The following is a 23,250-nucleotide window of genomic DNA, read 5'->3' on the forward strand; positions in this document are numbered from 1 at the left end:
AAGTAAGAAAATCAAGCATGAAAAATCCTAAATACGTTAGCGATATTGACTACGAAGTAAAAATGGGGCAGCTCTCACAGATTGAAGCATCCTTGATTGCGGATGGGAGAAGTTTCCTTGGGCCCAGATTGAGTATCGCTAGTCGGGTTGGAATACTGACTTATTTTTTCTCACTGTGTTTTTTTGCCTGTGTTGGGTTTATGGGCATCCATGTAGCGCAGTCATTGATTGTGATGGTATCGACGTGCATGTGTATTTCAGCACTGGTTATGTGTCTCGTACTTAGTAATAGCGCGTGGACATACTCAGCTGAGATTCAGACAAAAATTGAGTCATACAAGCCAATTGATGCTTGGCAATTTAATACGTTTAAAGGGCTTGCGAAGCCAGATGGTAGCTACATGAAGCCGCATGTATTCAGATGGATTGAAATTGAGCGAATTGCGCTTGTACGCTGCATAACGTAGACATTTGTATAGCTATTAAGCAATCGGCGGATATGAGGGCTGATTTTGATATCTTGGACATGGAGTGACGGGAATGGTACTGAGGATTTTAGTTGTGTTGATGTTCATTAAGGCGATTGGCGCGGTCTTTTCTGATCATGAGGCGGCATCAGCAACAACAGGTAACTTTGGGGCATTCCCGCTAGAGCAGAACACATTTAATTAATTATTGGTTTAAGGATTTTTTATGCAAGCTGAACAAACAAAAACACCAGGCCAGCAGGCCTACGAAAAAGACGTGCGGATCATTCCATTGTATCCAGATGGTCAACATCGCAAGACTTGGGGCGAACTTGATGATGGCATCAAGCGCAGTTGGGAAATCAATCCAAAGCCGCGAGACTATGTTTCAGCACGCAAGGTATTTTCTAGCTTCGATTTCAATCAGGTACCAACACTGAGACTGAATGACACTCAAACATTTGTGAAGATTGTTTCTCAAGTGGGTGAAGAGCTTATTCGCAAAAAATCAGGAGAGGCTGCCATCCTGGTAAACCGTAAGATCCTGTGGCTTTCTGAGGATGAGAATAATGACCTGGTTGTGTGTATGAGTAAAGACCCTGTTACCTTCACACGCGACAAGATTGAATTCAACGGTTTATACATGAAGGTTAAGGAATACTCTGACCTGAGTGATTTTGACTACGAAAACGATATTTGGGTATTACAGCAATGGTTGCGCAGCCGGGTGACGGTTCCTTTTTCATTGAAGGCAATGAAGGTGGTAGCGCCAAAACCGCACTAAAGTGCATTTTAAAACTGCAAAATTGGAAAAACGAAAAAGCCAGTACGTTTATTGCTTGATATAGGTTTTTTCGGAGGGATTAGAGATGCGTTTGAATAAATTTCTGTTATCGATACTTTGTTGTGCCATGTTTTCTGTGGCTGCTATGGCTGATCAAGAATTTGAGCCTGATACCAATGACGGCCAGGTTGTCCATGAAGATGGTGAGTTTGTCTGGGATGGCATTGTTTCATACGTGTGTATTGAGCAAAACGATCTGTACGCTAAAACATGGTATGGCCGCCTTGTCGCTGAAGGCGATGAGTACATCGAATGGCGCAACCAACAGAAGGCAAGCACGCTGCAATGCTTGAAGGACAAGCAATTACTGCCTACACGTCTATGCGGTGAGTTGTTTACGATCAACAAGAACACGGGTGAAGACTTCATCTCGAAACTGTATAAAAAGCACAAGGGAACGATTGATAACCTCAAAGTGCTGAATCAGTGCGAAAAATAATTTAATGTTGTTTATAAAAAATTAAGGTTAGATATGCTGAGTTCTAAAAAGATCGCTATTGGCTTGCTTGCCCTATTAGCTATTTCATCTGCAAATGCTTACTTTTTGCATAAAGTTAATGAGCAGACCAAAGAAGAAATTCATGAACTTCGTGAAGCGGAATATCTTCCGGCTGATAAAGCTTTTGTGGTTACATTGAAAGAAGTGGTTGCCGGGCACGCCAAGGTAAACTTTGAAATTGCGCCTGGACACTATCTTTACCGTGAACGATTCAGGATTGTGTCACCGGGTAATATTTGGAAAATGAATTTGCCAGATGGGTGGAAGAAAAAAGACCCTAATTTCGGACCACAACAGGTTTTCTTCAATGAGGTGGTAGCTGATATTGAGTTTGAAGGCCAGATGCCGGAAGTTGTAGAAATCAAATATCAAGGCTGTAGTGAGCAAGGACTGTGTTACCCACCGGAGACAGTCAGCATAAGTCTCACTCAGCAGATGACTGAGATAACGAACATAGATAAAATGGCTTTATAGGCAGCATAAATTTAAGAAAGCGCTTTAGGGCGCTTTTTTTGTTTTGGCAAATACACTATTGGCGATTGATATACTTGTTGAAAATTAACTGGAGACATTATTGTGAGTTCAACAAGAGAGCGCCCTACTTCCATCTTGGAAAATGATAGTGAGGTTTTCCTGCACCCTGCTTTTGGACAGATAACGGTAAGTAGAGTTAACAGTAGCGAGGCAATTTCCCTGTACGGATCGGAACTGCCTCACAACAGATTCATTCAACTGACAATTAACGCTAGCGACCTGAAGCGTAGTTACTCGAAAGACAGGCCTTTTGCACGTAAGCAGCTGGCTCAACTCATGATGACTGAAGCTCAATGGTGCGAATTGCTGTCAAGTATGAATGCTGGATCAGGCACACAATGCACACTGCTGCATGTTGGCGATGAAAAAATGCCTGGCATTGAGGGTTTGAAGACCATGGGCGAGAAATTCGAGTCAGATGCATCCAAAGACATAGACGAAGCTGAAAAAACGCTTGCAGAGCTTAAATTGCTAATTGAAGCTTCAGGGTTGTCGAAGAAAAAGACTGAAGAACTGGTGAATGCTACGAATAAGGCTCATCAAAGAATAACTTCATCAAGAGCATTTATTCTGAAGTCATTCCAAGGCCAGATGGAAGGTGTAGTGCAAAAAGCAAAAATAGAGATCAACGCACATGCAAAACAGGTACTAGGAGGTGAGCCTAGCTTCCTGACACTGGATAACAAAAACAGTAGTGAGGGCAGTTAGGAAGATTTTGTCTTAATGTCATTCAGTTGCGTGCATGAGCGCTTATATACATCTAACACAGCAGAGTATATGTCGGTAATGTTCTTTGCATCAGCCATCGTAAGCCCCATCAATTGACGACTGAGGTTGCTAAGTGGCATCAAACCCATATTCGCAGATTCTCCCGCTAATTGATGAGCGAGCTTATGCACGGTTTCAAGGTTTAAATTCAGACATTCATGGCCCAGTAATTCAATGAGATCGTCATTGGAGGAAATAAACTGAGATATCAATGTAAGGATAAACGACTTGTTCGGGTTTAAGCCTCTCAAATGAGCTATACGGAGCGAATCTACTAGCGGCTCGTCTGAATGCATCATAGCGACTTGTCTAGGCTCTTTTGGCTGATTGGCAATAGTTTTGATTGGGCCTATGTCGGGGGTGGCGTTGATATTTCTGTCAGGATCAAATCCTGTCGCCTCTATGATTGTAGCTACTTCATCAATCAAGCTTTGGATCTGTTTAGAAATCACTGGCTTGGTTAAGACCTGGTAGATACCAGCGGCTAAACACATATCTTGTGTGGCCTTGGTAGCATCCGCTGTGAGAATCACTGTTCTGATTGGCTTACTGCCTGGCAGTGTGTGATAAATCCTAAACGCTTCCAGGCCATTCATTTCAGGCATGTTGAAATCTAAAATCATCAGATCAAACTGATGCTTTTCTAAAATATCCAGCACCTCTTCACCGTTATCAACAGATTTGACGACACAATCCATAGAATTCAGTGTCTCATTTAGGATTAATCGATTTACGATATTATCGTCTGCGACCAGTACGCGGATTTTTTTTCCAAGCTTAGAATACTTGCTGAGTTGAATCACATTAGATGTGTCGGTTATGTGATTAGCCTTTGCAGCTTCAATTTGAGCAGATGTGGCGTGGTTTAGTGGGATCAGAACTTCAAAAGCCGTGCCTGTGGCTTCGTTACTACTAACAGTAATATCACCACCCATAAGCTTAGATAGCTCTTTGGCAATCGTTGTGCCAAGTCCAGTACCGCCATATCTTCTTGTGATTGTGCTATCAGCTTGGGTGAAGGATTCAAATATGTGAGCAACCATATCAGGTTTAATGCCAATGCCGGTATCCTGGATTTTTATGCTTAATTTGCTGAAGTTGGCATATGTATGAACCGGCGTAATGACAATATCTATACCGCCATGCTGAGTAAACTTTACTGCATTAGATACCAGGTTCATAAGAATCTGCTCCAGGTGCTGAAGGCTGCCGACATAATATCTCTCGACAGATTTATCAACATGGAAACGCATCCATAGCTGTTTGCGTTCACGTTCAATATTGAACATTTGATTTAAACGGAAAGTCACGTCAGGCAAGTAAAAAGTGACCTGCTCAAGTTCAATTTTGCCCTTTTCGATTTTGCTGATATCTAGCACATCATTGATCAGTTTTCTTAGTGCGGTGGCCGATGTGGAAAGCATGCCTAAGAATTCGTTCTGTTTTTTATCTAACTCAGTTTTTTCTAGTAATTCAGACGCGCCAATGATCCCGTTTAGGGGCGTGCGCATTTCGTGGCTAATATTAGACAGGAAGTTTGTCTTGGCTTCATTGGCAAGATTTGCATCCTTAGTGGCCTTTTCCAAGCGCACCAGCAGACGCAAAGTATGCGGCGGGATGAGCAACATAGTTACGATAAAGCCATAGGCTAAATGCGTGTGTTGGTTCCAGTAGGGGTTTAAATACAAGGTTAATCCGAAACCGAAGAGGCTCATTACATAGCAGCCTTTGAAGAATTTCACGCCATACCGCAGGCCGTATCCAATAATCAGCCACAGATATACTCCGATAAACACACCGGCCAAAGAAGCAGAAATCATCTGTTCCAGTGATGTGGCGGTGATGTCCATGACCATGGCAGTCCACTGACGTTTTTCGTTCTTTTGCGGATTGCGGAGGATATTGAACAACATCAGGAAACCACAGCACAAGTAGAACAGGCACAACGCAACTGGCTCGTAGTGGCTATGGTTGAAGAGTAAGTACAGCGTAATAAAACTGACGAATGAAACGCGTATTAGGGCTTGTTCGACTTCGCTGTTGACGGCCTTTGCCTCTGAAAATTTGAGTTTGAATTGTTGCAGTAGGTTTGGCATGTTTGATTTTTAGTCTTTTTGTACTTAAGTTCTATGATCAAAAACTTCCAGGCATTTTAATGCATCAGGAGAACTGTATCAGGCAATACACAAAAATTATGGCGAAAAATCGGCATTAGATTTATTCATCTGTCATATATCTTAACAAGTGATAGCAGAGTTTATACCAGAATGAGAATCAAGTTGAGCATTTACATTCACTGTTTTGCATAGGAATTTGTATCGGCGGAAAGTCTATCGCGTCTTGATACATTGTCGATATTGAGTTTGTGAGAAGAATTATGCCCTACGTCATACTGGCTGAAAGTGGTCGCAAGTTTGTTCCAGAAATTAGCAATATGAGTATGGAAGAAATTAACGCTGAAATTTACACGTACTCCAATGATGATTTACTAAACAGTGAAACTTCATCAAGGTTAGGTGATTTGCGCATTAACAGCACACCATTCTATGTTCAGCGCCTGGAGGCTCAAGCAAACGTTGCAAATCGATTGGCTGAGCGCAGAAAAGGAAACATTCAGCGAAGATAGTATTAACGGTCACTGGATGGTTTGCGTGTTTCACCAGCATACGAATATAAAAATTGGACATTAAAGAAATGCAAGACCGGGACAGTGCCCGGTTTTTTTACGGCAATGGATCGGCAAAATTGACCGCCTGGTTGGATAGAATGCAGTCATTAAAGGAGAAATGAATGTTTGTTGATGGATTTGTTGCCAAAAAAATTACTGCGGTCCTGGAAGCTCAAGAGCTAGATATCCAGGTGGCAGTTAACGCTATCGTGAAAAATGGGGAAGTGGATCTAAACCAGTCGCACGTAGACGAATGGGTAGGCTTCACTGTGGCCGGGCAGGACTTTGACGCAAACTTCTTTGTAAAAAACTATGAACGCGGTTGTCTTGTCCACCCAGTTTTCCATGGCGAGACCGTAAACAACGTTCACATTACAGCTTCAGTGCTGTTGCATTAGCTAGAGGGGATTGGAATGACTGAGAAAATAATTATGATTTCAGGAATGGTACTCACTAAGAAAGTTGGCCTTTGTGACTACGCTATAGCAGTGGGCGAACAGGTGCCAATTAGAGGCGGTAGATTAGTTACTGTCATTGACGCAACGTTCCCTGATAAGGGTGATGTCGGTGGAATGGTAGTCACTAAAGAACTCGGTGCAATACCTACAAGGCACGTTCGTTTAAGCTGGAAGTTTACTCAGCGGAAACACTTCCCAATCACTAACCACCGAATCATTGGTGGCGTAACATGTGCGTTGAAGGAGTTTGCTTTTTCATGGAGCCTTGTCATCGGTGTGACCGGATGCGGAGCATTTGAACGTCGATATTGCTATGCTGAAAAGGATGATGCGTTAAATGCATTAAACAGCTGGAATGGAGAAAAGCATCCACCAAGTAACTGGACTCGCCTAATAGGTAAAGTAAAAGGGATTCAGAGCGATATGCTTAACCCCAATTTAAGCGAAGCCTAGACAAGCGAAAGGACATGAATTATTAATTCAGGGCTTGCAACCACAAAACAGAGCTTTTTAGGCGAAACCTTGTAATACCGGCCCTTGAACCCCTCTTCAATCCACTTAAGCTCTTGTTTTGCACAAGCAGCTTTTACTTTAGTCCGGAGACCGCCCTTTTTTGGTAACAGTCTCGCAGAGTAATACTCACTATCCAGATCAATGCCGGGGAATCGCTCTTCTGCAACCCGGCGCGCCCGGTCGTGCCACTTAGGTCCATCTGTAGTTGTTTGCATATTTCTAAGCTCGATATTAACTGGCCTTATCCAGCAAAATTCGTGCTTAACATAAAACGAGGTTGCCTTCAGCGCCGGATTTACGGCCACAAATGCCTATTCATCACCTTTACATCGCGGATTATCCATCCGGAATTTGCCGACCACCCTCCCCACCGCCATTTGAAACTAACTCAATAAATTGTCGTTAGCTTTCTAGCTTAGTGACGACTGGATATCAGTCAGTCACGGTGCCCGTTGCATATCATGCAAAGCGCAATCGCCATTCGGCGGAAATGACCCCGGTTTTTAATACACTGATTCATGTTCGATTTGGCACGATACTTGAGTACATCAGTGTGCTGATCCCCATAAGGATTATGTATCGACTAATCAGAGAAATGGAATTGAGAAATGAGTGAAACATTAAGAGTGCTACACAGTGAGCGTATCTACGCCAAGCAATCTGAGTTTGCCAGGTTAAAACTAGGCCTACCTGATGATGCAATGATTTTCATGATGGCAAATCGTGTTGAACACATCGATACGGATACTTTATTCGTTAGCGAAGAAGAAGCTGACGAAAATAGTTTGGGATACGGCTACAACTCCAGACTGGATAAGGATGAGATCAAAGAGCTGGTAGAAACAAAACTTGTTCATATCGCCCTACCCGCTCGCTGGTTTCTGATTGCTGTGATGTGGGAAGAGGATGGCGTTGAAAAGACAGCGCACCACTTGCTAGACATGACGGATTTCAAGTCGGAACAATAAAAATCAAAGACTGATTCATTTAAGGGAATTATGAAGTTTGAGGAAAAACAATTTGCCGGACGGCCAGATGACGAGAAAAACGATTGCGTTGTCCGTGGCTTCAGTATTGCAGCCGGCATTGATTACCTGGAGGCGCACGCGGTCGTAGCCGAATGTGGCAGACGAAGACGTATGCGAACCAAGAATGCGGTAATAGACGAAGCTGCCAATGTGCTAAAACTCACTAAACGTAGAGTCAGACGTGGTATGACCGTTCAACGCATGCTGGTAGAGCTTGCAGGTGTACCTCAATGCGCTATCTGGGTACGTGGGCACATCATCCCGGTGATTCGTGGGGTTGAAATCGACTTCAAGCAAATAGCTAAACCAAAGCAGATCGTAAGAGCTGTCTACATTTCGGCCAACTACGATTTTGGCAAGCTGTAGGCGCATTCCCTTAAATAATTGGTAAAAATCTATGTCTGAATTTTCTCATGTAATTGACCCTTTAATTATTGATGAACTGCGAGCGCGGTTATCTGGCAGGATGATTGCCCTTTGTTTTGGCGCTGGTGTGGACTCTACGGCCATGATGTGCGCACTTAAGGTTGCAGGTATAACGCCATCGGTAATCACGTTTGCGGATCTTAAATCTGAAAAGACTGCGACCTATGAGCATTTAGCAAAAATGCAGAAGGTCATGAAAGAATGGGGCTGGCCTGAGATCAGTGTAGTGAGCAAAGCTACGCTGGAGACTACTGAATACGACGACCTGTATGGGAACTGTACCCAAAATGAAACGCTACCTAGCCTTTCCTTCGGGTTAAAAAGTTGCTCGATTAAGTGGAAAATTTCTGTACAGGATAATTTCCTAATGGGCGTTAAACGTGGGCCAAATAAACAGGATTCACACCCCATCTGGGAAGAGGCAAAAGCATCGGGCAAAAAGATTATTAAACTGATAGGCTATGACTCAGGTAAAGCAGACATGCGGCGCTCTAAGAATCTTCAAACAGAAGACGCTCACTTCGAGTATATCTACCCTTTGCAAATTGTGGGCTGGAGGCGTGAAGAGTGTGTGCAGGCCATTGTAGATGTCTTAGGTGAAGATTACGTGCCCGTGAAATCAGCATGCTTTTTTTGTCCTGCATCCAAAATCTGGGAATTGTACTGGCTGGCAGGATACGAGCCTGAATTGCTTGAGAAAGCGTTGTATATGGAAAGGATTGCGCTTACAGGCCGCCATTCACGCTTTGACACCCTCATAGTAGGTAAATCGTGGGAAGAGATGGTGACTTCAGGCGAGCGCTTCCCTAGCAGTAGCACTACGGTTGGCCTGGGCAGAAACTTTGCATGGAATCAGTGGGCGTATGACAACAAGGTGGTTGATGAAGAATTCAACGTTTTCAGATCACCAGAAAAAGTATTGGAATTCATTTCCAAGTCAGGCCAGTTGCAGAAGAGCGATAACGCGCTCGATGTACGTGGCAAGAAAATTATCAGTATTGTTGAAATTGAAGCCAAGACAGCACCAGCGGAGCTATATGAACCTGGCAAACAACTGAGTCTTTATGAAGACTTAGCGGTAAGTTGAAGTCTGGCCCGGTTTAGCTGTGAAACGAATCTGGCATGCAAGGTTGTGTCGCCGCCTTGCAGCACGTCAACCAGCTGAAGCATTTCAGGGAGGTATACATATGCAAAGCCATCCCACTTCAATTCAAGGATATTAGCTGAGTTGGATATGCAGTCGCCTAGTTTGATTGTTTTGCCATCAGGGTTTGCTTGGGCTAAGTGATTACGGTCTATGGCTTTCCTGATCGCCCTACCGCCGTCACTAGGCACTGAGATGTCAGTGACCATCTCAACGAGGGAGGCAATTTCACGGCCATAGCGTTTTTCGATGGCAGCCAGGCCGAAAGCTCTTTCATGGAAAGTATCTTCAACAACGTCATGCAGTAAAGAAGCTGATACCAGAATCTCACTACTTGTCACAGTAGAAACGATTGTAGCGACTTCTACGGGGTGAACTATGTAGGGTTGGCCTGTGCCTTTACGTTTCTGTTTCTTAGCGCCGTGACGCTTTTTTGCGTAATTGAAAACATCAATAGTTAGGTCGGTTTCAAGAAATGTATACATGTTCGATTAGATTTTAACTCATCTTATTTATGGAACCGATTATATAGATTTTATGCGGGGTTCCTGCCGATTGGCAGCTGCTCGAATCGGCGGGAAACACCCCCTATTTTCGTATACTTTAATCTCATTGATAGGGAGAAATTGTATGAACGTATTACTACTGGGTTCAGAGAAACAAGGTGCATTACTGGCGCAATTGGCAGCATTAACAGTTTTGACTCAGGGCAACGCTGAGTTGAGTGAAAAGGTAGAGGCCATCAACCAGGCGGTTAACGAGGGCAATGTGAGTATTGATGATAACTCAAGCGCCCACTTTGTTATATTCGATAGCGAGACATGGGAATCCGATATCAAAACAATTATTCCGGTAAAGCCTGGCAATGGTAATGAAGCTGACGGCATTCTCGATACTCATCAAGCTTTAGAACGAGCAAACATGATTTGGCTGCATGAAAATCTTAATGCACGCGTATCAAGCCAGCTGGAGATTGGCTGCCTGTACTGGCGGCGAGCAAAAGGTGGTGTTAGCTACTGGATCATCGATTCTGTGAAAGATGGCAAGGTTTTCGCATGGTATTCAAACAAAGATGGCAAAAAACTAAAGGAAGCACCAGTTGAATTCCCTGATGTTCGTAGCCTGCAAAAAGCCAAGCACCAAGCTGTAGCGGTAGCATAAGGAAAATTTCAGACATGGATAACAACTTAAAAACTGCTTACCTAAACTCATGGCCGCTGGTGAAAAAGGCGCTGGATCATATTGCTGGCCTGTACCCAGGTGTAACTCAAGTCTTTTTCGATGCTGAATATCGCTGGTGCTTTACGGATGACAATTTCATTGCTCCAACGTTTGAGCATGGGAATCAGGACATCAGCCTGCTAGATGATGCGGTAAGCGAAGTCGGCAATAATGGTTTGTTACCATTTGTATTCCACCTAAACCAAAAATGGGTTAAGCAAGACGGTGAAATGTTGTACGTTGACGATGGCAAAACTGAAAGCGCTATTTCAGATGCAATCAAAGAAGTGATCGGATTGCGGGTTTTATTGGGTGCTGGTAGCTACAATATTATTGTGGGCGCTAACAGGAAAATTTACACGTCTACATCTATTGAAGATGTGACAGACGTAACGGAAAAAATCCCAAATTTTGATGGCTCGATTTTTGACAAGATTGAGGCTCTGGTTGGGTTGCCATTCGTGGTTTGACATAGGATATTGAAATCATGAGCTACGACAAAGCGATGAAGCATCACGCCAATATCCGAAAATGTAAGAAGCAAAGCAATAACCATTTCGGCTTTGCTGTTGGCAGTGAGTGGAAAGCAGCAAGAAGCACCGACTACGGATCTGCATTCATGAATGTAAGAGACTGGTGGAAAGAGCGAAAACTTGGGCTTAGCAGGGTAAAGCGTAAGGACTTGTATGAGGCCATACGTGAGCAGATTGCACTACTGAGAATAATGAGTCCGAAGTTTTTCAGGATATTTTGTGCATCTATTGCTGTTTCAAAACGTGGCGGCTTCATGCAACCGGATGGATCATGGGGCGAGAAAATGACGGCAGCAAAGTTTGATCCGGCATTTCGTGCAGCCGGGTTGTGGCCTGATAATGTTCCTGCTGATGCAGTATGGAAAGTAAGTTAAATTTCTAAGGTGGATAAATGCTGTTCGTTGGGAAAAACAATACTGAAAAACGATTAACCCAGACTCAGATTAAGTGCTTGTTGCAAATGATGGGTGGGAAAGTAGCTACCGTGCGAAATGATCAAGGTTGCATTGTGGTGATTGGAGAGTCGAAGGTAGGCAACCTGGTGACTCTTGAAGTCCTGGAGGAATTGGGCGCTGTGGAATTTCGTAAGTCGGTCAGGGGGTGGTGCTTGACTGAGCATGGGAATAAGGGCGCTCGAAAATTCACTTACTACGCAGATATCGATGTATTGCCAAACCCTGACGACAATGGCTTTAACTACATGATCAATGGCGTAAATTACAGGGTTTATCTGGATAATATTCATTTGTACGGCGTGCGCATGGGCAAAGAAAAGAGGTTGTTTGACATCACCCAAAGCGATCCGCACTGGGTTGTATTTAAATCGATGTTAGATAAAAAGAATGATTTGTTATTGGCTGGTCTGCATGAACGAGTTATTCCGATGCTGGTAAATACCGACTGGGCAAAGTCGGAATAAAAATTGCTAACTTCAACTATTTTTAAAGGAGATTGATATGAGAACTTTACTATTCACAGCGCGCTTTTATGGCATCCAATTGTTTGTTGGATTGGTTTGTTTTTTTTATGGGTTGTATGGTGCTTACGAATACACTCCCCTACCATCTTCATCCGCTTTCGCTACACCGGATTACGGTACCATTTTTTACCTGATTGCAGGGGTTGGTTTTTGCTTTGTTGTTTATGCGCTGAAAAAAGGCGCGTCTGAGAAGATGTACTAATGCCATGAAGTATCGAGCATCGAAACCAATCAATAAGGATAAACTGGTACTTTTAAGCATGATTGCTTATTTAGTGGCCTCACTCTTGGGTGCATGGGCATTATCGCCAGTTGCAATAAATACCTACTCTGACTTTTCAAAGCACGTATACCTGCCAGGGTTTATGTGGTGGGCTTTTTCCATGATTTTTTTCTTAATAGCATCGTTTATTTACATCGACGTTTTCAAAGAATACTAGCGCCAGTCCTACTTCGCCATTCGGCGGAAACGATAGTCTAATTTCCTATAATGAACCTAATAGAAATTTATTAGGTTCATTGCCATGTTGATTCAAGATTCTGCTGTAAACACCCTGTATACAAAAATGCTTTCAATGAGCGGCTTTGCAGCGCGTCAGGGTCAAGTAGATTTCATGAATGCCGCAACGAGTACATTCCGCAATGGCGGTATATCAATATCAGAAGCGGGTACCGGCACTGGCAAGACCTATGCTTACACATTGCCAGGTGCAATCATCGGACGTGAAACCAATAAGCCGTTAATCATAAGCACGTCTAACGTGGCGCTTCAAAGCCAGCTGATGAATAACGATATCCCTGTCATTGAAAATGTTCTTGGAGAAAAGATTTTTGCAACCGTAGCGAAAGGTAAAGGTCGCTTCGTATGTTGGGCTAAAGTCGAAAAGCAAACAGCTAATCCAGATTGCAATACGATTATGCGCATGAAAAATGCTGGCGAAAGCATGGACATGGACAGCATCCCTGATTCGGTCAATGCTAAAAAGCTATCTGGAGTGCGCGTAACTCATCAATGCAAAGGCCGTACATGCGCCTTTTATGAAAAGTGCGAATACCAAAACAATAAAGCTCAAGTGAAGGTTGCGAATATCATCGTGACCAATCACAGCTACTTGCTTACTGATTTATCTATTGGCGGCGGCATACTGCTACCAAAAATGAGTGATTCATTAGTGGCTATTGATGAAGCTCATAACCTGCCAAACATTGCAATCAACGCATTCAGTGAAAAGCATCTTCTTAACGAAAGCATGGACGAATTGGGCAACGTGCAGCTGTTCAATGCGATAGGTGAATACAAGCGCGAAATCGAAATGATTAATAAATCCATCTTAGGTTTAAACACTAATCTTGATGAAATGTCGATGTTGCTGGAAAACTCAGAAAACCTGCAACGCAGTGGCATGATTGTTTATAAGGACGGTGTTATTCCAGGTGGTCTTATGTCACGCAAAGACAAAATCGCTGAAATGTCACAGGTATTAAATGATCGCATGCAGTTCTTGAGCCAAACGCTTGACGATGAAATGACGGATGACGATAGCCCGTATATTGCTAACCTGCATGCCACCATTTATCGCGGCATGATGGAAAACCTGAAAGTGCAGAAGGTCTGGAACCTTTTCGGTGAAGAGTTTGAGGGCGATGCACCAGTAGCAAAATGGTTTAAGAATGACACCAAGCGCGAAGATATTGAAGTTGGCGCAAGCGTCACCAGCGCAGCAAAGCGCTTAAAAGAGACTTTGGTAGATAGCGGCGCAGCTGTCGTATTCACATCCGCCACCTTATGCGATCAACATGGCTTTGCAACGTTTAAACGTGATTGCGGCATCACTAAGACAATTAGCGAGGTTAGATGCGCATCACCATTCAATTACAAAGAAAACGCAGCCTTGACAGTGCCAGCGATGAGAAATGACCCGACTAACGTGGTAGGCCACACTGAAGAAGTCATAGAAATTAGTATGAAATTACTGAAACCCAAAAAAGGTAGCCTTGTGCTGTTTTCCAGCAAGAAACAGATGCTGGCCGTGCGCGATGGCATGCAAGGCACATTCAACGGTCAGATTATGGTGCAGGGTGAATTATCGAAGAAAGAATTAATTACCAAGCATTGCCAAAATGTTGATAAAGGTATCACAAGCGTCATTTTCGGTCTCGATTCATTCTATGAGGGGATAGATTTGAAGGGCGACTATTGTTCAACAGTGATTATCAGCAAACTACCCTTCCCTACTATGGATGACCCAGTGTTTTTAGTGCAGAAACATCACATTGAAAAAATGGGTGGCAACAGCTTTACTGACCTGATTTTGCCTTATGTCATCAAGAAATTGACTCAGGGCGTAGGCCGTTTGATTAGAACAATGGAAGACAGCGGCGATGTAATCATCACTGACACCCGTTTGGCAACAAAACGCTATGGAATTGATATGCTTAATCAGCTGCCAGATATGCAGCGTCACATTTTGGTAGAAGTATAGGAGAAATGGCTATTTTCCGTTTTACAAACAGTTTTGAAGATGATGGGCACAACAGCAAACGTGAGGCTGAGACATTATCCATCATTGATGAAAACATGCAGATGGCGATGGCGAGGAAAGAATCTGGATTCGATATTGCTTCAGAAGCGCTGCGCCTGGTCGTATCTGGCGAAGTGGATGATCCAGAGCTTGAGCGCCTTTGTCTGGCGGTCTTCCCAGAGCTGGCATTCACGAATGAGGTTGATGCCATCATAAAAAAATCGAAGTTAGTTAAATAATGGGACTGGAAATCATGAGTGATAAGGTTAAAAGCGCTATGCGTCAGGCATTTGAAGCCTGGCACGCGAAAGAAAACATGCACTTGTACACATACGAGATAGACCCCGATACGGGCTGGTATAAGTATGGGAAAGTGCAAGATGACTGGCGTGTATGGGGATGCGGCCAAGAAATGTTAATGACACAACTGGAGGCGCACGCGAAGCCGGTTGTATTTGAATGGGTGCAAACAGGCAAAAATTGCGATGAGCCAATACTGAAGTGCGAAGTATTCGGTCACATTGGTGACGTTTACTTATCGAATGACAATAAACTTTGGACCATGAAAGTTGACAGTGGCGGAGAGCGCGGTTTTGAGTCGATGCAGGCCGCCAAAGCAAGAGTTGAAGAGATCATCAGGCATATGATCAATAACCGCATTAAATATGCCTCTGAGGTGGTTAGCATCACCATGGTAGAGAGTGAATCACTCGCTTTGCTTGGTAAATTCCAGGCGGCTTTGCATGAGATTAATCAGTTGCGAGGTAGTACAACCAACTTTGGGGTGGCGAGAGCGATTGCTTGTAAAGCATTGGGCATTGAACACACAGACAGTTCTGAGCCTGCATCAGTCTTACCGTAAAAATCGAACATATAATTTAATTTTGGAGCTAGTTAGTAATGTGGAAATTGATTGGTAAAGTAAATCCGGGCGTGACCGTCTGTTTGGCGATTGTTTTGGCATGGTTAATCTATGGCATCTGCATTGGCCCTGGTAGCGTATCGCACCTATGGGCGGCGGTAACAACTGAAATCGAACACAGATCATTCACTCAAATTCTGGATATATTCACAAAGGTGCATCCAGTTTCGGTAGCTGTTGTAAGCCCTTTAGTCATCACTTTAATTTTTGTATGCTTGGGATCGCTTGAGAGCATGATCGTGGTTGTTGCGAGCCTGGTTGCTGCAATGGCTAGTTTGATTTTCACGAACTTCAGCGTACTTTCTATCTTCGCGGTTGGCTTGTGCCTTATTTCGTTTCTTGCATACTTCATTGAAGTGTACAGACGCACTTACAGGGAGCATCAACTGCTTATTGCTGCTAATGACTAAAGTTGAATTAGCACTGGCATCTAAGGTATTCGCGCTGGCAAATACCTTCCACAGCATAGACGGTATGTTTCATGACCTATCAGGTAGTGAAAAGAAAGTCAGAGCTGGTGCGATGAAATACGCGTTTGATGAGCTGGAAGCACTGGGTTTTAATCCTAGCCAGCTAATGAGGCTTGAAGAATGCATTGATGCAGTGAAATCAAGCAAACAGCGCAACAGCAAGGCCAGTTTGTTAAAATAGGTCAATTCAATAAGGAATAACAATAATGTCAGACCCGCAACGACTTCCAATGAAATTTGACCCGGCCACCGGAAAGCCAAATCCAATTATTACGGATGCAGCTGCATGGCGTGAAAAGAACCACAAAACAGCATGGCTATTTGACCCGTGGACTGGCCTGCAACGCGAGGCGTGGAAAGTCGGTAGCGATACCTATGGTTTGATGGTTATCCCGAATTCTATTGAAAATAGTTTGGATATCCGCGTAGACATTGAAGGCAATGGCAATATGTTGCTGAAAGAGTATCTTGGGCACTTGCTGATGTCTGCATGGGTTGAAGGTCCGGCACGGGGTTTAACGGTGTTTAAAGCAGGCGCATTCAAAGGCCCGGTATATGAAGCACTGATCAAAAACGAGCTGATTCCAGGCGAGCTTGATAGCGATGGCTTCATCGTGGAAGTGGATGAAGAGTCGGCAGATAAATTTATGCGTAAGGTGATCGGCAGTGCGCTTGGGGTGAAAGAGTATTAATGCGTTTAGGCGATATTGATTTAAAGGCCATGGTGTTTAAAGCGGCTAAAGCCATTGGCTATGAGATTCACCCGGTTATCACCAGCGGGTATTTCATCATGAATGGCAATGAGGCTGGATCTGAATTTAACCCACTAGCTTCCTATAAGGAAACTTTCAAATTGATGGTGTCTTTGCAGCTGGTGCCAAAATACGAGCCTGAGTATGTAGAAGTGTTTCACCCGCGACTTTTTGAGCCTGTAAGGGCTTTTTATAATGACTATGATGGCATTGAGTTGCGCACGGTAGCTGTGGCGATAACTCAAGCAGCTGCATTGCTTGCTGATACTATGTCAGAAACCGCAGTGCAAGCAGATTAGAACAGGGAAATACGGAAGCTAAAACACTGCAAGAGTTATTAGCGCAACAGGTTTACACAGTCAGAGTAACAAACTAACCAGCCCTACCCCATTTGGCAAATTGAATGCCGACAATTGCTAAGATTGACCATATATCCAATTCAAGGGGTTTCATATGGTCAGTCTGGTCACTAGAAAGCATAATCACAATGGCGTTGTAATGCGTGAATATGAATTCCCAACCTTTTCAATATTCACATCTCGCAAGCAAAGCTTCCAGCAGCCGAAGTTTTGCCCAATGATTCATACTGACCGCACAAGAACTGAATTGGCAGGAGCATTGGTTCAATTAAGGCAGTGGCGGCGCGGTCAGAAACGCGTTTTCAAGGCGGTTGCAGCACAATCCCCAGACTTGCCAAACATCATCTATCAGGAGCAATCTAAAATTGCTTTTGGCGGCCAGCAGGTTAATGGTGTATTCAAGATCACTGAATCAGAAATGGTTGAATGTCATTTATGCCAGCAGGATGGTAAGCGCAAGACGTTAACACGGGACCAGGCATTTTTTGCAGGCCCGATGCATTCACCTCAACACTTGGCAACTAAACATATTTGCACGAAGCATCTGGATGCTGATGCAATCATCCATGATGTAGGATTCTTCACTAAGTAAGGGACTTGAATGGATTTAAATCTATCATGGAATTACAGTCGGAATCAGGAAAGGCATAGCGCATACGTCAGCAGGCTGGACAAGTTTTTTATTATTTCACCGGAGATATGCCCGGTAACTAAGAAAAAGAAGTATGGGCTATATCTCAGCACGAATGAGGTGGAGAAACAGAAATTCATCATTACCGGGAAAACGGTCAAGATGTTGAAAATTCTGACTATGGCCTACGCGGAAAAGCTGAAAGCAATTGCAGAAATTGACGATAGCAATGCGGTATACGACCTGGAGCCTGAAGAGAAAGTGACATGCTTCTTTTGCATGGAATCTAGCAACTATCAGGAATATGGCCGTGGCGATGCATTTCTCGCAGGTCCGGGCCACTCGCCGTTTAATGGTTCTGCTAATCACGTTTGCAAGAATCACTTAGCGCATGATGCTGTTATCCACCACTTGCCTGATGAGCGCTAATCCAATCGGCGGATCTATAAGTTCAAATTGATATTATTCACTTAAGTCGTCAAAGCCGTTGACGACATCTTAATTCGGAGAAGTTATGACTACCAAAAATCAAAGACTGCATGAATTGGTTAAGGGCGCTATCACTGGACAGCTTTATAGCTTTAATGATGCGAAGGCACGCAGAAATGTATTTGCGAAAAAAGTGAGTGCATTGGCTGAAACACTGCTACACCCGCATTTGAGCCGCACGGCCAAAAACTATCAATTCAATGTGATCGCTAAAGATGCTGTATCAGTTGGCACATTAGGGCATATTAGTTTTGGTGGCAGCTTTGAAGGTAAGCTGGTAGCTAACTCTGATGATGTGTTGGCGTTCAAGCTGACTGGCAATAAATTTATGGTTGCCGAAAAATCGGTGTTTGAAAAACCTGAGTTGTTTGAGGGACAAATTGGTAAAAAGTTTGAAGTAAAGCCATATTCACCAAAATTCATTGACGGGCACCCGACTAGCGAGGCTCGTAGAAATGCTGATGGTTCTACGGTGTACACAATTGGTGGTTCTACAAAAATCAATGAAGGTATTGAGTATGGCGTTATCAAGTCGCCTTACTTGCTGGAGATGATTGACCAGATTAACAACCTCATCATGCCGGATGGTATGCGCTTCATCTCATGCGCCCTGGTCGATGCAGGCTTGCGCAAAGAAGGTTTCACATACATCGATGTGGATGCTGATTCCGCAGGCGATAAGAAGCCTACCCTTACCTTCAAGCTGGAAAACCAAACTATTTCACTGGCATACGACTTCGGCTATGACACTTATGATTTGCTGGTGAATGATGAATTGGTCATGGAAGGCGGCGACAACTTCACTTTTGAATGCCTGGCAGACGCGTTTAACGCGCTGATCAATGATGACGCATGGAAATATCCTAAAGTCACCACTGAAAAAGAGCTGAAGGCGCTAAAAAAGGCAGCTTAATCAAACCACCAGCGTAGCCCTGTCGTGCGATGGGGCTGTAAGTCTGAAAATAATCATACACTGGATACAAGCAATGGAAATCGTAAACGCACAAGAGCCGGCAGTAAAAACAATTTGGGAATTGGCAGACATGCATGGCACTGCTAGTGATAGCAACCATGATGGTAAAACAACCTATGAATTTGACCGCAAAGCCCTACTATCGTTTCTTAAAACTGTTCAACGTGAGCCACTGGCAGCATTGAAGCGAATTGTAGATGAAGCAGCTGAAGCGCGCAAAGGCAGCCGGGCCAGCGATCACGACCACGAAAACTTTCCATGGGTTGATTATTCAGAAATTGCTGATTCAGACATCAATCACGCGAAAACTGTATATGAGCAATCGCAAGCATTGCTTGAGGCGGCATAATGGACCGCGGATTCCTGTTTACTACGCCGATGGCGAATATGAGCCGGGCAGGTCTGAAGACCAATTCTCGCCGGTTACTTCAATCAATACCTTTTAAAGATGTGGCTGTTGAAGGGAATATATCCTTCAAAGGTTTAAACCTCATCCCAAATATGAAAACACCGCAATATCAGGCTGAATTCAGCACCAAACTGGTTGACGGCTCTAATATGACTGAGCAACATGTTTGCCCATATGGTGTACGCGGTGACAGGCTGTACGTCCGCGAAACATACTTTGAGCGTGGTCGTTGGGAACTTGTAAAGGGAATGGTTACTAAGAAGGGGAAAAAGGCGAAATGGCGCTTTGTGCCAACTGAACCAGGGGTCCTTTTTGATCCGCCAACAAGTTACCGTAGAGGTCGCCGCAAAGCTGATGGTGATACAGTAGCTTGGTACAAGCGGTCGGCACGTTTCATGCCTAAAGCGTACAGTCGATTAATGCTGGAAATTATCGATATCCGATTAGAACGACTTCAGGACATCACTGAGAAGGATGCAGCAGCTGAAGGCGTGATTAAGGTAGAGCATCAATGGCGAGATACTGAGTATCCCCTACCCAATTATGCATACATGGCGAGCGAAGAATCGGTCACAAAATACTCCAGCGCCAAAGACGCGTTTAAGGAACTTTGGGAAAGCATTTACGGTGCGGGTTCCTGGAAGCTTAACCCGTGGGTCTGGGTAATTAAATATTCGAGAGTAGATTAAAAGGGGCTGAAATGTCTTTAGGTTTAAATATCGGGTTAATCAAAGCAAAACCCTATGAGATTCAATGGGTACGTCAAGGGTATTGCAATGAACATCCAATGTGGCACTTTGAATGCATGGGCCACAGAGGTGAGGTGGTAAACAATGCAGGCGATAACCTATGGGCAGCTAAACTGGACAACCAGGGTAAGCTTGGGTACGCAAGTGAAGCAGAAGCTAAAAAGGCCGTGGAGGAACATTTCGCAGACTTTGTTAACGATATGCTAGACATGGCGATTGGTGCGCTTAGCAAGTATGGTGCAGTGATCGATTGTGAGCATACGCATGATGTGCCAGTTGCAACAGTAAAGCTTTCTAAGTTGGCGGATTTCATGAAGGAAGAGCCTACCCTGGAATGGGTGAATGATGATTTTCCAGTAGGAACTAAGTTTTACACCAGCCCACAGCCACTGATAGAGCTTCAGCTGCGAGAGGCACTGATTACTGCATGCAACGTGTTAACAACGAGCGGCACAGGTGATAGTGATCGAGCAGCACTTAAAGTGATCCAAAATCATCTTGAGAATCCAACCGCATACGTTTTGCGGGACCCGATATCGGAATACATGTCGAATCCAATTGCTTACGCTATTTGCCGTTTAAACGATGTTGGAAATAAAGTGATTCATGATATCCGCGTCTGGAATGATGCTTGGGCGAATGATACAGGGGAATTGGGTGAGCGTTGGGCTGGCAACAAGGCCTTAACAATTGACCAGATATGGAAGGTACTGCCGGAGCGCGTAGAAGCCTATCAGCACTTCACGGAAGCAAACAAGACGCAGTTCTATTTGCAGCAGGAACACATGCTGTCATTGATTAAACAATCAGCTGGTGTAATTGATGAGTATAAAGCCATGATGAAGCAAGGCGGCACCAGCTTTGCCCTAGTGACTGAATTGCTGGAGTCAGTGAATTTCACTAAGGTTTTTGTTGATTCAGGCGCGCAACCACTTGCACTTGGCCGGGAGCCAAATCCGGAAGAGCAAAAATACCTGGTAACTGAAAATGCACTGAGCATTTTTATTGATCAAATACTCACCCTTTGCATGATGCATGGCATGGGACGGTCGTGGATGGGCATTATTAACCGTGCAACAAGGTATATTGAGTCGGGGCTTCAATTTACACCGGAACACATGCGCCAAAACATCATTGCTGAGCTGGAGCGATTGTTATCCTGCCGTGGTATTCATGTTAGCGAGCCAGACTATAAGCGCGCGGTATGGGAAAACATGGAAGTAGCTATTAACCAGGCGAAAATTGAAGAAAATCCGTTTGAGTTCTTGTGCAAACAAATCGAAGTTGGATTAAACACAGAATCATCAAGCGTAGCAGCATAAATGGAAATTAACATGAGTGAAGATGTAGCGTTGAGCACAAAACCACATCCAGGAACATACTGGGTATTAGCAATGTTTACGACATTCTTGCTCTACATCACATACAACGCCCTTTTTCCTGATAAGTCGCTTGAATATATGGACTCATGCGAGCAACAATCAGTCATGAGGGCATGTTTCAATGACGTGAAAGCGTATGCGGAAGAGCATCCATCTGAGCGGCAGTTACTGATGATGAATTGTCAGAGAGCTTCTTTTTTTAGGGCAACAAAAAGCAAAGAATTGATTACGGAATCGTGCCTGGCAACTTACGAAGTCGAAAAAAGGAGATCGGAGTATTAAGTGGATTGGAAATTGCTTATTGACGGATGTTAATCAAGGAATTTTCATGGTAATAAAAAGTAGAGAAGAATTAGTAACCATCTTGGAAAATGCAGCTCAAGCAATTGCAACAGGGGATAGCACTGAAGGCACTTTGTATTTCAAAGCAGCAGCTGAAAAGCCTGGTTTTTTTGAGGTTAATTATAGTATTTGCGTTGGGGCTAACGATAATCGCGTTAGCGTCATTGGCGGTTAAATTGGAGAGTATCAACTTGGCAGTTCTTGAACAAACAATGACATCTAAAATCAGCATGCTGAGCCTTGGAGCGCTTGAAATTGATGAATCAAGGTTAAGGGTCATATTCAAGAAAATCGTTGCGCACGGGGCAGATGGCACTGTTAAGAATAACGACCTGGTGGAACGTTGCAGAGTATTGCTGGAGAAGCCGCATCAACTGGGCGGGTTCAATGTTGGATATTAGTTTTAGGTTCTAGTATGGCAAAGCATGGGTTAATGGGCGGCCTGCTGAAAATCGTTGTCAGCAAGACATGGTGGATGGTTAAATTCCACGGCCAGGTTTTAAAACTGATAGATGCTACCGCTAAACGCAATAGCATGGTTGGCGTAGGTATATTGTCAGTCATGAAGCTATTATTTGAGCAGAATGCAAATATGCTGGTTGGCGTTTGTAAAGCTATCGAACGTGATTCCGAGGTTGAATCAAGAAGCGTCGAAGATAGATTCATTTACCAGATTGCCCGTGCTATGGTTTTGATCAAAGCGGCTAATGATGAGCTATCCACCGGGGATGTGTCGCAGCTTGAATGGTCGATGAACGATTGCTTCGATAAAATTGCTATTGATTCGGTAAAGTTCAAAGAACTACTGGCTACGGCTGAAGGGATCAAACAGTGCATAAGCAGAATTAAAGGCATCGTGAGCGTTGGTAACGGCTTTGCAGCAAATAATCAGCTGATGGATTCGGTTAAGTTTTAGCCAAACACTTTATTGCAGAGTATCATTCAACATAGTTCTATGAGCAAGCACACTTCCGAGTAGGTTATCAGCCATAACCTCTCTCTCTCAAAGCCCCGTTACTGGGGCTTTTTTTTGTTCGGCAAAAATCACATCCTGTTTTGATATATTTCAATCGGACTATTAGCCCAATCGGGCTATTACATTGGTACAGAATTTGCAGAAGCAAAGACGAAATATAAAAGGATATGAGATGAATTCTCAACACAGCCT

The 23,250-nt window shown here is 43.8% G+C and carries 36 protein-coding genes; 33 read left to right on the forward strand and 3 right to left on the reverse strand.

Annotation, left to right across the window (positions count from 1 at the left end; translation table 11 throughout):
* Positions 1-17: 17 nt before the first annotated feature.
* The 5 genes from ACTS9Y_RS00205 to ACTS9Y_RS00225 all read left to right on the forward strand — a co-directional run bounded on the left by ACTS9Y_RS00205 (position 18) and on the right by ACTS9Y_RS00225 (position 3,052).
* Complete coding sequence (locus ACTS9Y_RS00205) at positions 18-467, forward strand: hypothetical protein (protein WP_442584004.1); 450 nt, start codon at positions 18-20, stop codon at positions 465-467.
* Positions 468-693: 226 nt separating this feature from the next.
* On the forward strand, positions 694-1,251 hold the full coding sequence (locus ACTS9Y_RS00210; RefSeq protein ID WP_442584005.1) for a hypothetical protein: 558 nt from the start codon (positions 694-696) through the stop codon (positions 1,249-1,251).
* A gap of 85 nt (positions 1,252-1,336) precedes the next feature.
* Positions 1,337-1,750 carry a hypothetical protein gene (locus ACTS9Y_RS00215; RefSeq protein WP_442584006.1) on the forward strand — a complete coding sequence of 138 codons (414 nt, stop codon included), beginning with the start codon at positions 1,337-1,339 and terminating at the stop codon, positions 1,748-1,750.
* A gap of 33 nt (positions 1,751-1,783) precedes the next feature.
* Positions 1,784-2,284: a protein-disulfide reductase DsbD domain-containing protein gene (locus ACTS9Y_RS00220; protein ID WP_442584007.1), complete on the forward strand. Its 501-nt coding sequence runs from the start codon at positions 1,784-1,786 to the stop codon at positions 2,282-2,284.
* A 102-nt stretch (positions 2,285-2,386) separates the two neighbouring features.
* Positions 2,387-3,052 (forward strand): hypothetical protein, encoded by a 666-nt coding sequence (locus tag ACTS9Y_RS00225; protein ID WP_442584008.1) that lies wholly within the window; start codon positions 2,387-2,389, stop codon positions 3,050-3,052.
* On the opposite strand, the gene ACTS9Y_RS00230 is transcribed toward ACTS9Y_RS00225, so the two are convergent.
* Positions 3,049-5,208: an ATP-binding protein gene (locus ACTS9Y_RS00230; protein WP_442584009.1), complete on the reverse strand. Its 2,160-nt coding sequence runs from the start codon at positions 5,206-5,208 to the stop codon at positions 3,049-3,051. The two genes, ACTS9Y_RS00225 and ACTS9Y_RS00230, sit on opposite strands and share 4 nt — an antisense overlap.
* A gap of 344 nt (positions 5,209-5,552) precedes the next feature.
* Here ACTS9Y_RS00230 and ACTS9Y_RS00235 point away from each other — a divergent pair, with 344 nt between their 5' ends.
* The 3 genes from ACTS9Y_RS00235 (at position 5,553) to ACTS9Y_RS00245 (ending at position 6,691) form a co-directional block, all read left to right on the forward strand.
* Positions 5,553-5,738 carry a hypothetical protein gene (locus ACTS9Y_RS00235; RefSeq protein WP_442584010.1) on the forward strand — a complete coding sequence of 62 codons (186 nt, stop codon included), beginning with the start codon at positions 5,553-5,555 and terminating at the stop codon, positions 5,736-5,738.
* Positions 5,739-5,902: 164 nt separating this feature from the next.
* Positions 5,903-6,178: a hypothetical protein gene (locus ACTS9Y_RS00240; protein ID WP_442584011.1), complete on the forward strand. Its 276-nt coding sequence runs from the start codon at positions 5,903-5,905 to the stop codon at positions 6,176-6,178.
* Positions 6,179-6,193: 15 nt separating this feature from the next.
* Positions 6,194-6,691, forward strand: a complete 498-nt coding sequence (locus ACTS9Y_RS00245) for a hypothetical protein (protein ID WP_442584012.1) — start codon at positions 6,194-6,196, stop codon at positions 6,689-6,691.
* On the opposite strand, the gene ACTS9Y_RS00250 is transcribed toward ACTS9Y_RS00245, so the two are convergent.
* Positions 6,688-7,056 (reverse strand): hypothetical protein, encoded by a 369-nt coding sequence (locus ACTS9Y_RS00250; protein ID WP_442584013.1) that lies wholly within the window; start codon positions 7,054-7,056, stop codon positions 6,688-6,690. The genes ACTS9Y_RS00245 and ACTS9Y_RS00250 overlap by 4 nt on opposite strands.
* A 303-nt stretch (positions 7,057-7,359) precedes the next feature.
* Between ACTS9Y_RS00250 and ACTS9Y_RS00255 the strand changes: the two genes are divergently transcribed.
* The 3 genes from ACTS9Y_RS00255 to ACTS9Y_RS00265 are packed head-to-tail and all read left to right on the forward strand — an operon-like array spanning position 7,360 to position 9,292.
* Entirely contained in the window at positions 7,360-7,719 is a 360-nt protein-coding gene (locus ACTS9Y_RS00255) for a hypothetical protein (RefSeq protein ID WP_442584014.1), read from the forward strand.
* Positions 7,720-7,749: 30 nt separating this feature from the next.
* The gene (locus tag ACTS9Y_RS00260; RefSeq protein ID WP_442584015.1) at positions 7,750-8,145 is read left to right on the forward strand and encodes a hypothetical protein; all 396 of its coding nucleotides are present in this window, start codon (positions 7,750-7,752) and stop codon (positions 8,143-8,145) included.
* Positions 8,146-8,176: 31 nt separating this feature from the next.
* Positions 8,177-9,292 carry a hypothetical protein gene (locus tag ACTS9Y_RS00265; RefSeq protein ID WP_442584016.1) on the forward strand — a complete coding sequence of 372 codons (1,116 nt, stop codon included), beginning with the start codon at positions 8,177-8,179 and terminating at the stop codon, positions 9,290-9,292.
* On the opposite strand, the gene ACTS9Y_RS00270 is transcribed toward ACTS9Y_RS00265, so the two are convergent.
* Complete coding sequence (locus ACTS9Y_RS00270; RefSeq protein ID WP_442584017.1) at positions 9,268-9,834, reverse strand: HD domain-containing protein; 567 nt, start codon at positions 9,832-9,834, stop codon at positions 9,268-9,270. The genes ACTS9Y_RS00265 and ACTS9Y_RS00270 overlap by 25 nt on opposite strands.
* A 145-nt stretch (positions 9,835-9,979) precedes the next feature.
* Here ACTS9Y_RS00270 and ACTS9Y_RS00275 point away from each other — a divergent pair, with 145 nt between their 5' ends.
* The 22 genes from ACTS9Y_RS00275 to ACTS9Y_RS00380 all read left to right on the forward strand — a co-directional run bounded on the left by ACTS9Y_RS00275 (position 9,980) and on the right by ACTS9Y_RS00380 (position 22,998).
* The gene (locus ACTS9Y_RS00275) at positions 9,980-10,510 is read left to right on the forward strand and encodes a hypothetical protein (protein ID WP_442584018.1); all 531 of its coding nucleotides are present in this window, start codon (positions 9,980-9,982) and stop codon (positions 10,508-10,510) included.
* Between the two features lie 14 nt (positions 10,511-10,524).
* Positions 10,525-11,040 carry a hypothetical protein gene (locus ACTS9Y_RS00280; protein WP_442584019.1) on the forward strand — a complete coding sequence of 172 codons (516 nt, stop codon included), beginning with the start codon at positions 10,525-10,527 and terminating at the stop codon, positions 11,038-11,040.
* A gap of 17 nt (positions 11,041-11,057) precedes the next feature.
* Positions 11,058-11,477, forward strand: coding sequence for a hypothetical protein (locus ACTS9Y_RS00285; protein WP_442584020.1), 420 nt, complete (start codon positions 11,058-11,060; stop codon positions 11,475-11,477).
* 17 nt (positions 11,478-11,494) lie between these two features.
* Positions 11,495-12,022, forward strand: coding sequence for a hypothetical protein (locus ACTS9Y_RS00290; RefSeq protein WP_442584021.1), 528 nt, complete (start codon positions 11,495-11,497; stop codon positions 12,020-12,022).
* Positions 12,023-12,059: 37 nt separating this feature from the next.
* Positions 12,060-12,284 carry a hypothetical protein gene (locus tag ACTS9Y_RS00295; protein ID WP_442584022.1) on the forward strand — a complete coding sequence of 75 codons (225 nt, stop codon included), beginning with the start codon at positions 12,060-12,062 and terminating at the stop codon, positions 12,282-12,284.
* Between the two features lie 322 nt (positions 12,285-12,606).
* On the forward strand, positions 12,607-14,565 hold the full coding sequence (locus ACTS9Y_RS00300) for a helicase C-terminal domain-containing protein (RefSeq protein WP_442584023.1): 1,959 nt from the start codon (positions 12,607-12,609) through the stop codon (positions 14,563-14,565).
* A gap of 5 nt (positions 14,566-14,570) precedes the next feature.
* Complete coding sequence (locus tag ACTS9Y_RS00305; protein WP_442584024.1) at positions 14,571-14,843, forward strand: hypothetical protein; 273 nt, start codon at positions 14,571-14,573, stop codon at positions 14,841-14,843.
* A 14-nt stretch (positions 14,844-14,857) separates the two neighbouring features.
* A complete protein-coding gene (locus ACTS9Y_RS00310; protein ID WP_442584025.1) occupies positions 14,858-15,466 on the forward strand; it encodes a hypothetical protein in 609 nt (202 codons plus the stop codon).
* Between the two features lie 38 nt (positions 15,467-15,504).
* Positions 15,505-15,936, forward strand: coding sequence for a hypothetical protein (locus ACTS9Y_RS00315; RefSeq protein ID WP_442584026.1), 432 nt, complete (start codon positions 15,505-15,507; stop codon positions 15,934-15,936).
* Positions 15,929-16,177, forward strand: a complete 249-nt coding sequence (locus tag ACTS9Y_RS00320) for a hypothetical protein (protein WP_442584027.1) — start codon at positions 15,929-15,931, stop codon at positions 16,175-16,177. Before ACTS9Y_RS00315 ends, ACTS9Y_RS00320 begins: the two co-directional genes overlap by 8 nt.
* A 25-nt stretch (positions 16,178-16,202) precedes the next feature.
* Positions 16,203-16,688 (forward strand): hypothetical protein, encoded by a 486-nt coding sequence (locus tag ACTS9Y_RS00325; RefSeq protein ID WP_442584028.1) that lies wholly within the window; start codon positions 16,203-16,205, stop codon positions 16,686-16,688.
* Complete coding sequence (locus ACTS9Y_RS00330; protein WP_442584029.1) at positions 16,688-17,047, forward strand: hypothetical protein; 360 nt, start codon at positions 16,688-16,690, stop codon at positions 17,045-17,047. The genes ACTS9Y_RS00325 and ACTS9Y_RS00330 overlap by 1 nt, the downstream gene beginning before the upstream one ends.
* 199 nt (positions 17,048-17,246) lie before the next feature.
* Complete coding sequence (locus ACTS9Y_RS00335) at positions 17,247-17,699, forward strand: hypothetical protein (protein ID WP_442584030.1); 453 nt, start codon at positions 17,247-17,249, stop codon at positions 17,697-17,699.
* Positions 17,700-17,708: 9 nt separating this feature from the next.
* Positions 17,709-18,167, forward strand: a complete 459-nt coding sequence (locus ACTS9Y_RS00340) for a hypothetical protein (protein ID WP_442584031.1) — start codon at positions 17,709-17,711, stop codon at positions 18,165-18,167.
* An 85-nt stretch (positions 18,168-18,252) separates the two neighbouring features.
* Complete coding sequence (locus tag ACTS9Y_RS00345) at positions 18,253-19,140, forward strand: hypothetical protein (RefSeq protein WP_442584032.1); 888 nt, start codon at positions 18,253-18,255, stop codon at positions 19,138-19,140.
* 73 nt (positions 19,141-19,213) lie between these two features.
* Entirely contained in the window at positions 19,214-19,549 is a 336-nt protein-coding gene (locus ACTS9Y_RS00350; RefSeq protein WP_442584033.1) for a hypothetical protein, read from the forward strand.
* Entirely contained in the window at positions 19,549-20,298 is a 750-nt protein-coding gene (locus tag ACTS9Y_RS00355; RefSeq protein ID WP_442584034.1) for a hypothetical protein, read from the forward strand. Before ACTS9Y_RS00350 ends, ACTS9Y_RS00355 begins: the two co-directional genes overlap by 1 nt.
* Positions 20,299-20,309: 11 nt before the next feature.
* Positions 20,310-21,680, forward strand: coding sequence for a hypothetical protein (locus ACTS9Y_RS00360; RefSeq protein WP_442584035.1), 1,371 nt, complete (start codon positions 20,310-20,312; stop codon positions 21,678-21,680).
* A 12-nt stretch (positions 21,681-21,692) separates the two neighbouring features.
* Positions 21,693-22,022, forward strand: coding sequence for a hypothetical protein (locus ACTS9Y_RS00365; RefSeq protein WP_442584036.1), 330 nt, complete (start codon positions 21,693-21,695; stop codon positions 22,020-22,022).
* Positions 22,023-22,068: 46 nt separating this feature from the next.
* Complete coding sequence (locus ACTS9Y_RS00370) at positions 22,069-22,257, forward strand: hypothetical protein (RefSeq protein WP_442584037.1); 189 nt, start codon at positions 22,069-22,071, stop codon at positions 22,255-22,257.
* A 16-nt stretch (positions 22,258-22,273) separates the two neighbouring features.
* Entirely contained in the window at positions 22,274-22,483 is a 210-nt protein-coding gene (locus ACTS9Y_RS00375; RefSeq protein WP_442584038.1) for a hypothetical protein, read from the forward strand.
* Between the two features lie 14 nt (positions 22,484-22,497).
* Positions 22,498-22,998 carry a hypothetical protein gene (locus ACTS9Y_RS00380; RefSeq protein WP_442584039.1) on the forward strand — a complete coding sequence of 167 codons (501 nt, stop codon included), beginning with the start codon at positions 22,498-22,500 and terminating at the stop codon, positions 22,996-22,998.
* The last annotated feature ends 252 nt before the right edge of the window (positions 22,999-23,250 follow it).

This window comes from Methylophilus sp. (assembly GCF_052173275.1).
In the GTDB taxonomy this organism is placed as follows: Bacteria; Pseudomonadota; Gammaproteobacteria; order Burkholderiales; family Methylophilaceae; genus Methylophilus.

Bases quoted from the DNA above. Each gene is read 5' to 3' on its own strand.
- ACTS9Y_RS00345 (WP_442584032.1), top strand. From the start codon at position 18,253: ATGACTACCAAAAATCAAAGACTGCATGAATTGGTTAAGGGCGCTATC.
- ACTS9Y_RS00295 (WP_442584022.1), top strand. From the start codon at position 12,060: ATGAGAACTTTACTATTCACAGCGCGCTTTTATGGCATCCAATTGTTT.
- ACTS9Y_RS00310 (WP_442584025.1), top strand. From the start codon at position 14,858: ATGAGTGATAAGGTTAAAAGCGCTATGCGTCAGGCATTTGAAGCCTGG.
- ACTS9Y_RS00330 (WP_442584029.1), top strand. From the start codon at position 16,688: ATGCGTTTAGGCGATATTGATTTAAAGGCCATGGTGTTTAAAGCGGCT.
- ACTS9Y_RS00315 (WP_442584026.1), top strand. From the start codon at position 15,505: ATGTGGAAATTGATTGGTAAAGTAAATCCGGGCGTGACCGTCTGTTTG.
- ACTS9Y_RS00220 (WP_442584007.1), top strand. From the start codon at position 1,784: ATGCTGAGTTCTAAAAAGATCGCTATTGGCTTGCTTGCCCTATTAGCT.
- ACTS9Y_RS00290 (WP_442584021.1), top strand. From the start codon at position 11,495: ATGCTGTTCGTTGGGAAAAACAATACTGAAAAACGATTAACCCAGACT.
- ACTS9Y_RS00340 (WP_442584031.1), top strand. From the start codon at position 17,709: ATGGATTTAAATCTATCATGGAATTACAGTCGGAATCAGGAAAGGCAT.
- ACTS9Y_RS00210 (WP_442584005.1), top strand. From the start codon at position 694: ATGCAAGCTGAACAAACAAAAACACCAGGCCAGCAGGCCTACGAAAAA.
- ACTS9Y_RS00300 (WP_442584023.1), top strand. From the start codon at position 12,607: ATGTTGATTCAAGATTCTGCTGTAAACACCCTGTATACAAAAATGCTT.
- ACTS9Y_RS00320 (WP_442584027.1), top strand. From the start codon at position 15,929: ATGACTAAAGTTGAATTAGCACTGGCATCTAAGGTATTCGCGCTGGCA.
- ACTS9Y_RS00355 (WP_442584034.1), top strand. From the start codon at position 19,549: ATGGACCGCGGATTCCTGTTTACTACGCCGATGGCGAATATGAGCCGG.
- ACTS9Y_RS00380 (WP_442584039.1), top strand. From the start codon at position 22,498: ATGGCAAAGCATGGGTTAATGGGCGGCCTGCTGAAAATCGTTGTCAGC.
- ACTS9Y_RS00335 (WP_442584030.1), top strand. From the start codon at position 17,247: ATGCGTGAATATGAATTCCCAACCTTTTCAATATTCACATCTCGCAAG.
- ACTS9Y_RS00270 (WP_442584017.1), bottom strand. From the start codon at position 9,834: ATGTATACATTTCTTGAAACCGACCTAACTATTGATGTTTTCAATTAC.
- ACTS9Y_RS00205 (WP_442584004.1), top strand. From the start codon at position 18: ATGAAAAATCCTAAATACGTTAGCGATATTGACTACGAAGTAAAAATG.
- ACTS9Y_RS00280 (WP_442584019.1), top strand. From the start codon at position 10,525: ATGGATAACAACTTAAAAACTGCTTACCTAAACTCATGGCCGCTGGTG.
- ACTS9Y_RS00275 (WP_442584018.1), top strand. From the start codon at position 9,980: ATGAACGTATTACTACTGGGTTCAGAGAAACAAGGTGCATTACTGGCG.
- ACTS9Y_RS00255 (WP_442584014.1), top strand. From the start codon at position 7,360: ATGAGTGAAACATTAAGAGTGCTACACAGTGAGCGTATCTACGCCAAG.
- ACTS9Y_RS00240 (WP_442584011.1), top strand. From the start codon at position 5,903: ATGTTTGTTGATGGATTTGTTGCCAAAAAAATTACTGCGGTCCTGGAA.
- ACTS9Y_RS00370 (WP_442584037.1), top strand. From the start codon at position 22,069: ATGGTAATAAAAAGTAGAGAAGAATTAGTAACCATCTTGGAAAATGCA.
- ACTS9Y_RS00325 (WP_442584028.1), top strand. From the start codon at position 16,203: ATGTCAGACCCGCAACGACTTCCAATGAAATTTGACCCGGCCACCGGA.
- ACTS9Y_RS00360 (WP_442584035.1), top strand. From the start codon at position 20,310: ATGTCTTTAGGTTTAAATATCGGGTTAATCAAAGCAAAACCCTATGAG.
- ACTS9Y_RS00260 (WP_442584015.1), top strand. From the start codon at position 7,750: ATGAAGTTTGAGGAAAAACAATTTGCCGGACGGCCAGATGACGAGAAA.
- ACTS9Y_RS00215 (WP_442584006.1), top strand. From the start codon at position 1,337: ATGCGTTTGAATAAATTTCTGTTATCGATACTTTGTTGTGCCATGTTT.
- ACTS9Y_RS00285 (WP_442584020.1), top strand. From the start codon at position 11,058: ATGAGCTACGACAAAGCGATGAAGCATCACGCCAATATCCGAAAATGT.
- ACTS9Y_RS00245 (WP_442584012.1), top strand. From the start codon at position 6,194: ATGACTGAGAAAATAATTATGATTTCAGGAATGGTACTCACTAAGAAA.
- ACTS9Y_RS00235 (WP_442584010.1), top strand. From the start codon at position 5,553: ATGGAAGAAATTAACGCTGAAATTTACACGTACTCCAATGATGATTTA.
- ACTS9Y_RS00350 (WP_442584033.1), top strand. From the start codon at position 19,214: ATGGAAATCGTAAACGCACAAGAGCCGGCAGTAAAAACAATTTGGGAA.
- ACTS9Y_RS00230 (WP_442584009.1), bottom strand. From the start codon at position 5,208: ATGCCAAACCTACTGCAACAATTCAAACTCAAATTTTCAGAGGCAAAG.
- ACTS9Y_RS00265 (WP_442584016.1), top strand. From the start codon at position 8,177: ATGTCTGAATTTTCTCATGTAATTGACCCTTTAATTATTGATGAACTG.
- ACTS9Y_RS00365 (WP_442584036.1), top strand. From the start codon at position 21,693: ATGAGTGAAGATGTAGCGTTGAGCACAAAACCACATCCAGGAACATAC.
- ACTS9Y_RS00305 (WP_442584024.1), top strand. From the start codon at position 14,571: ATGGCTATTTTCCGTTTTACAAACAGTTTTGAAGATGATGGGCACAAC.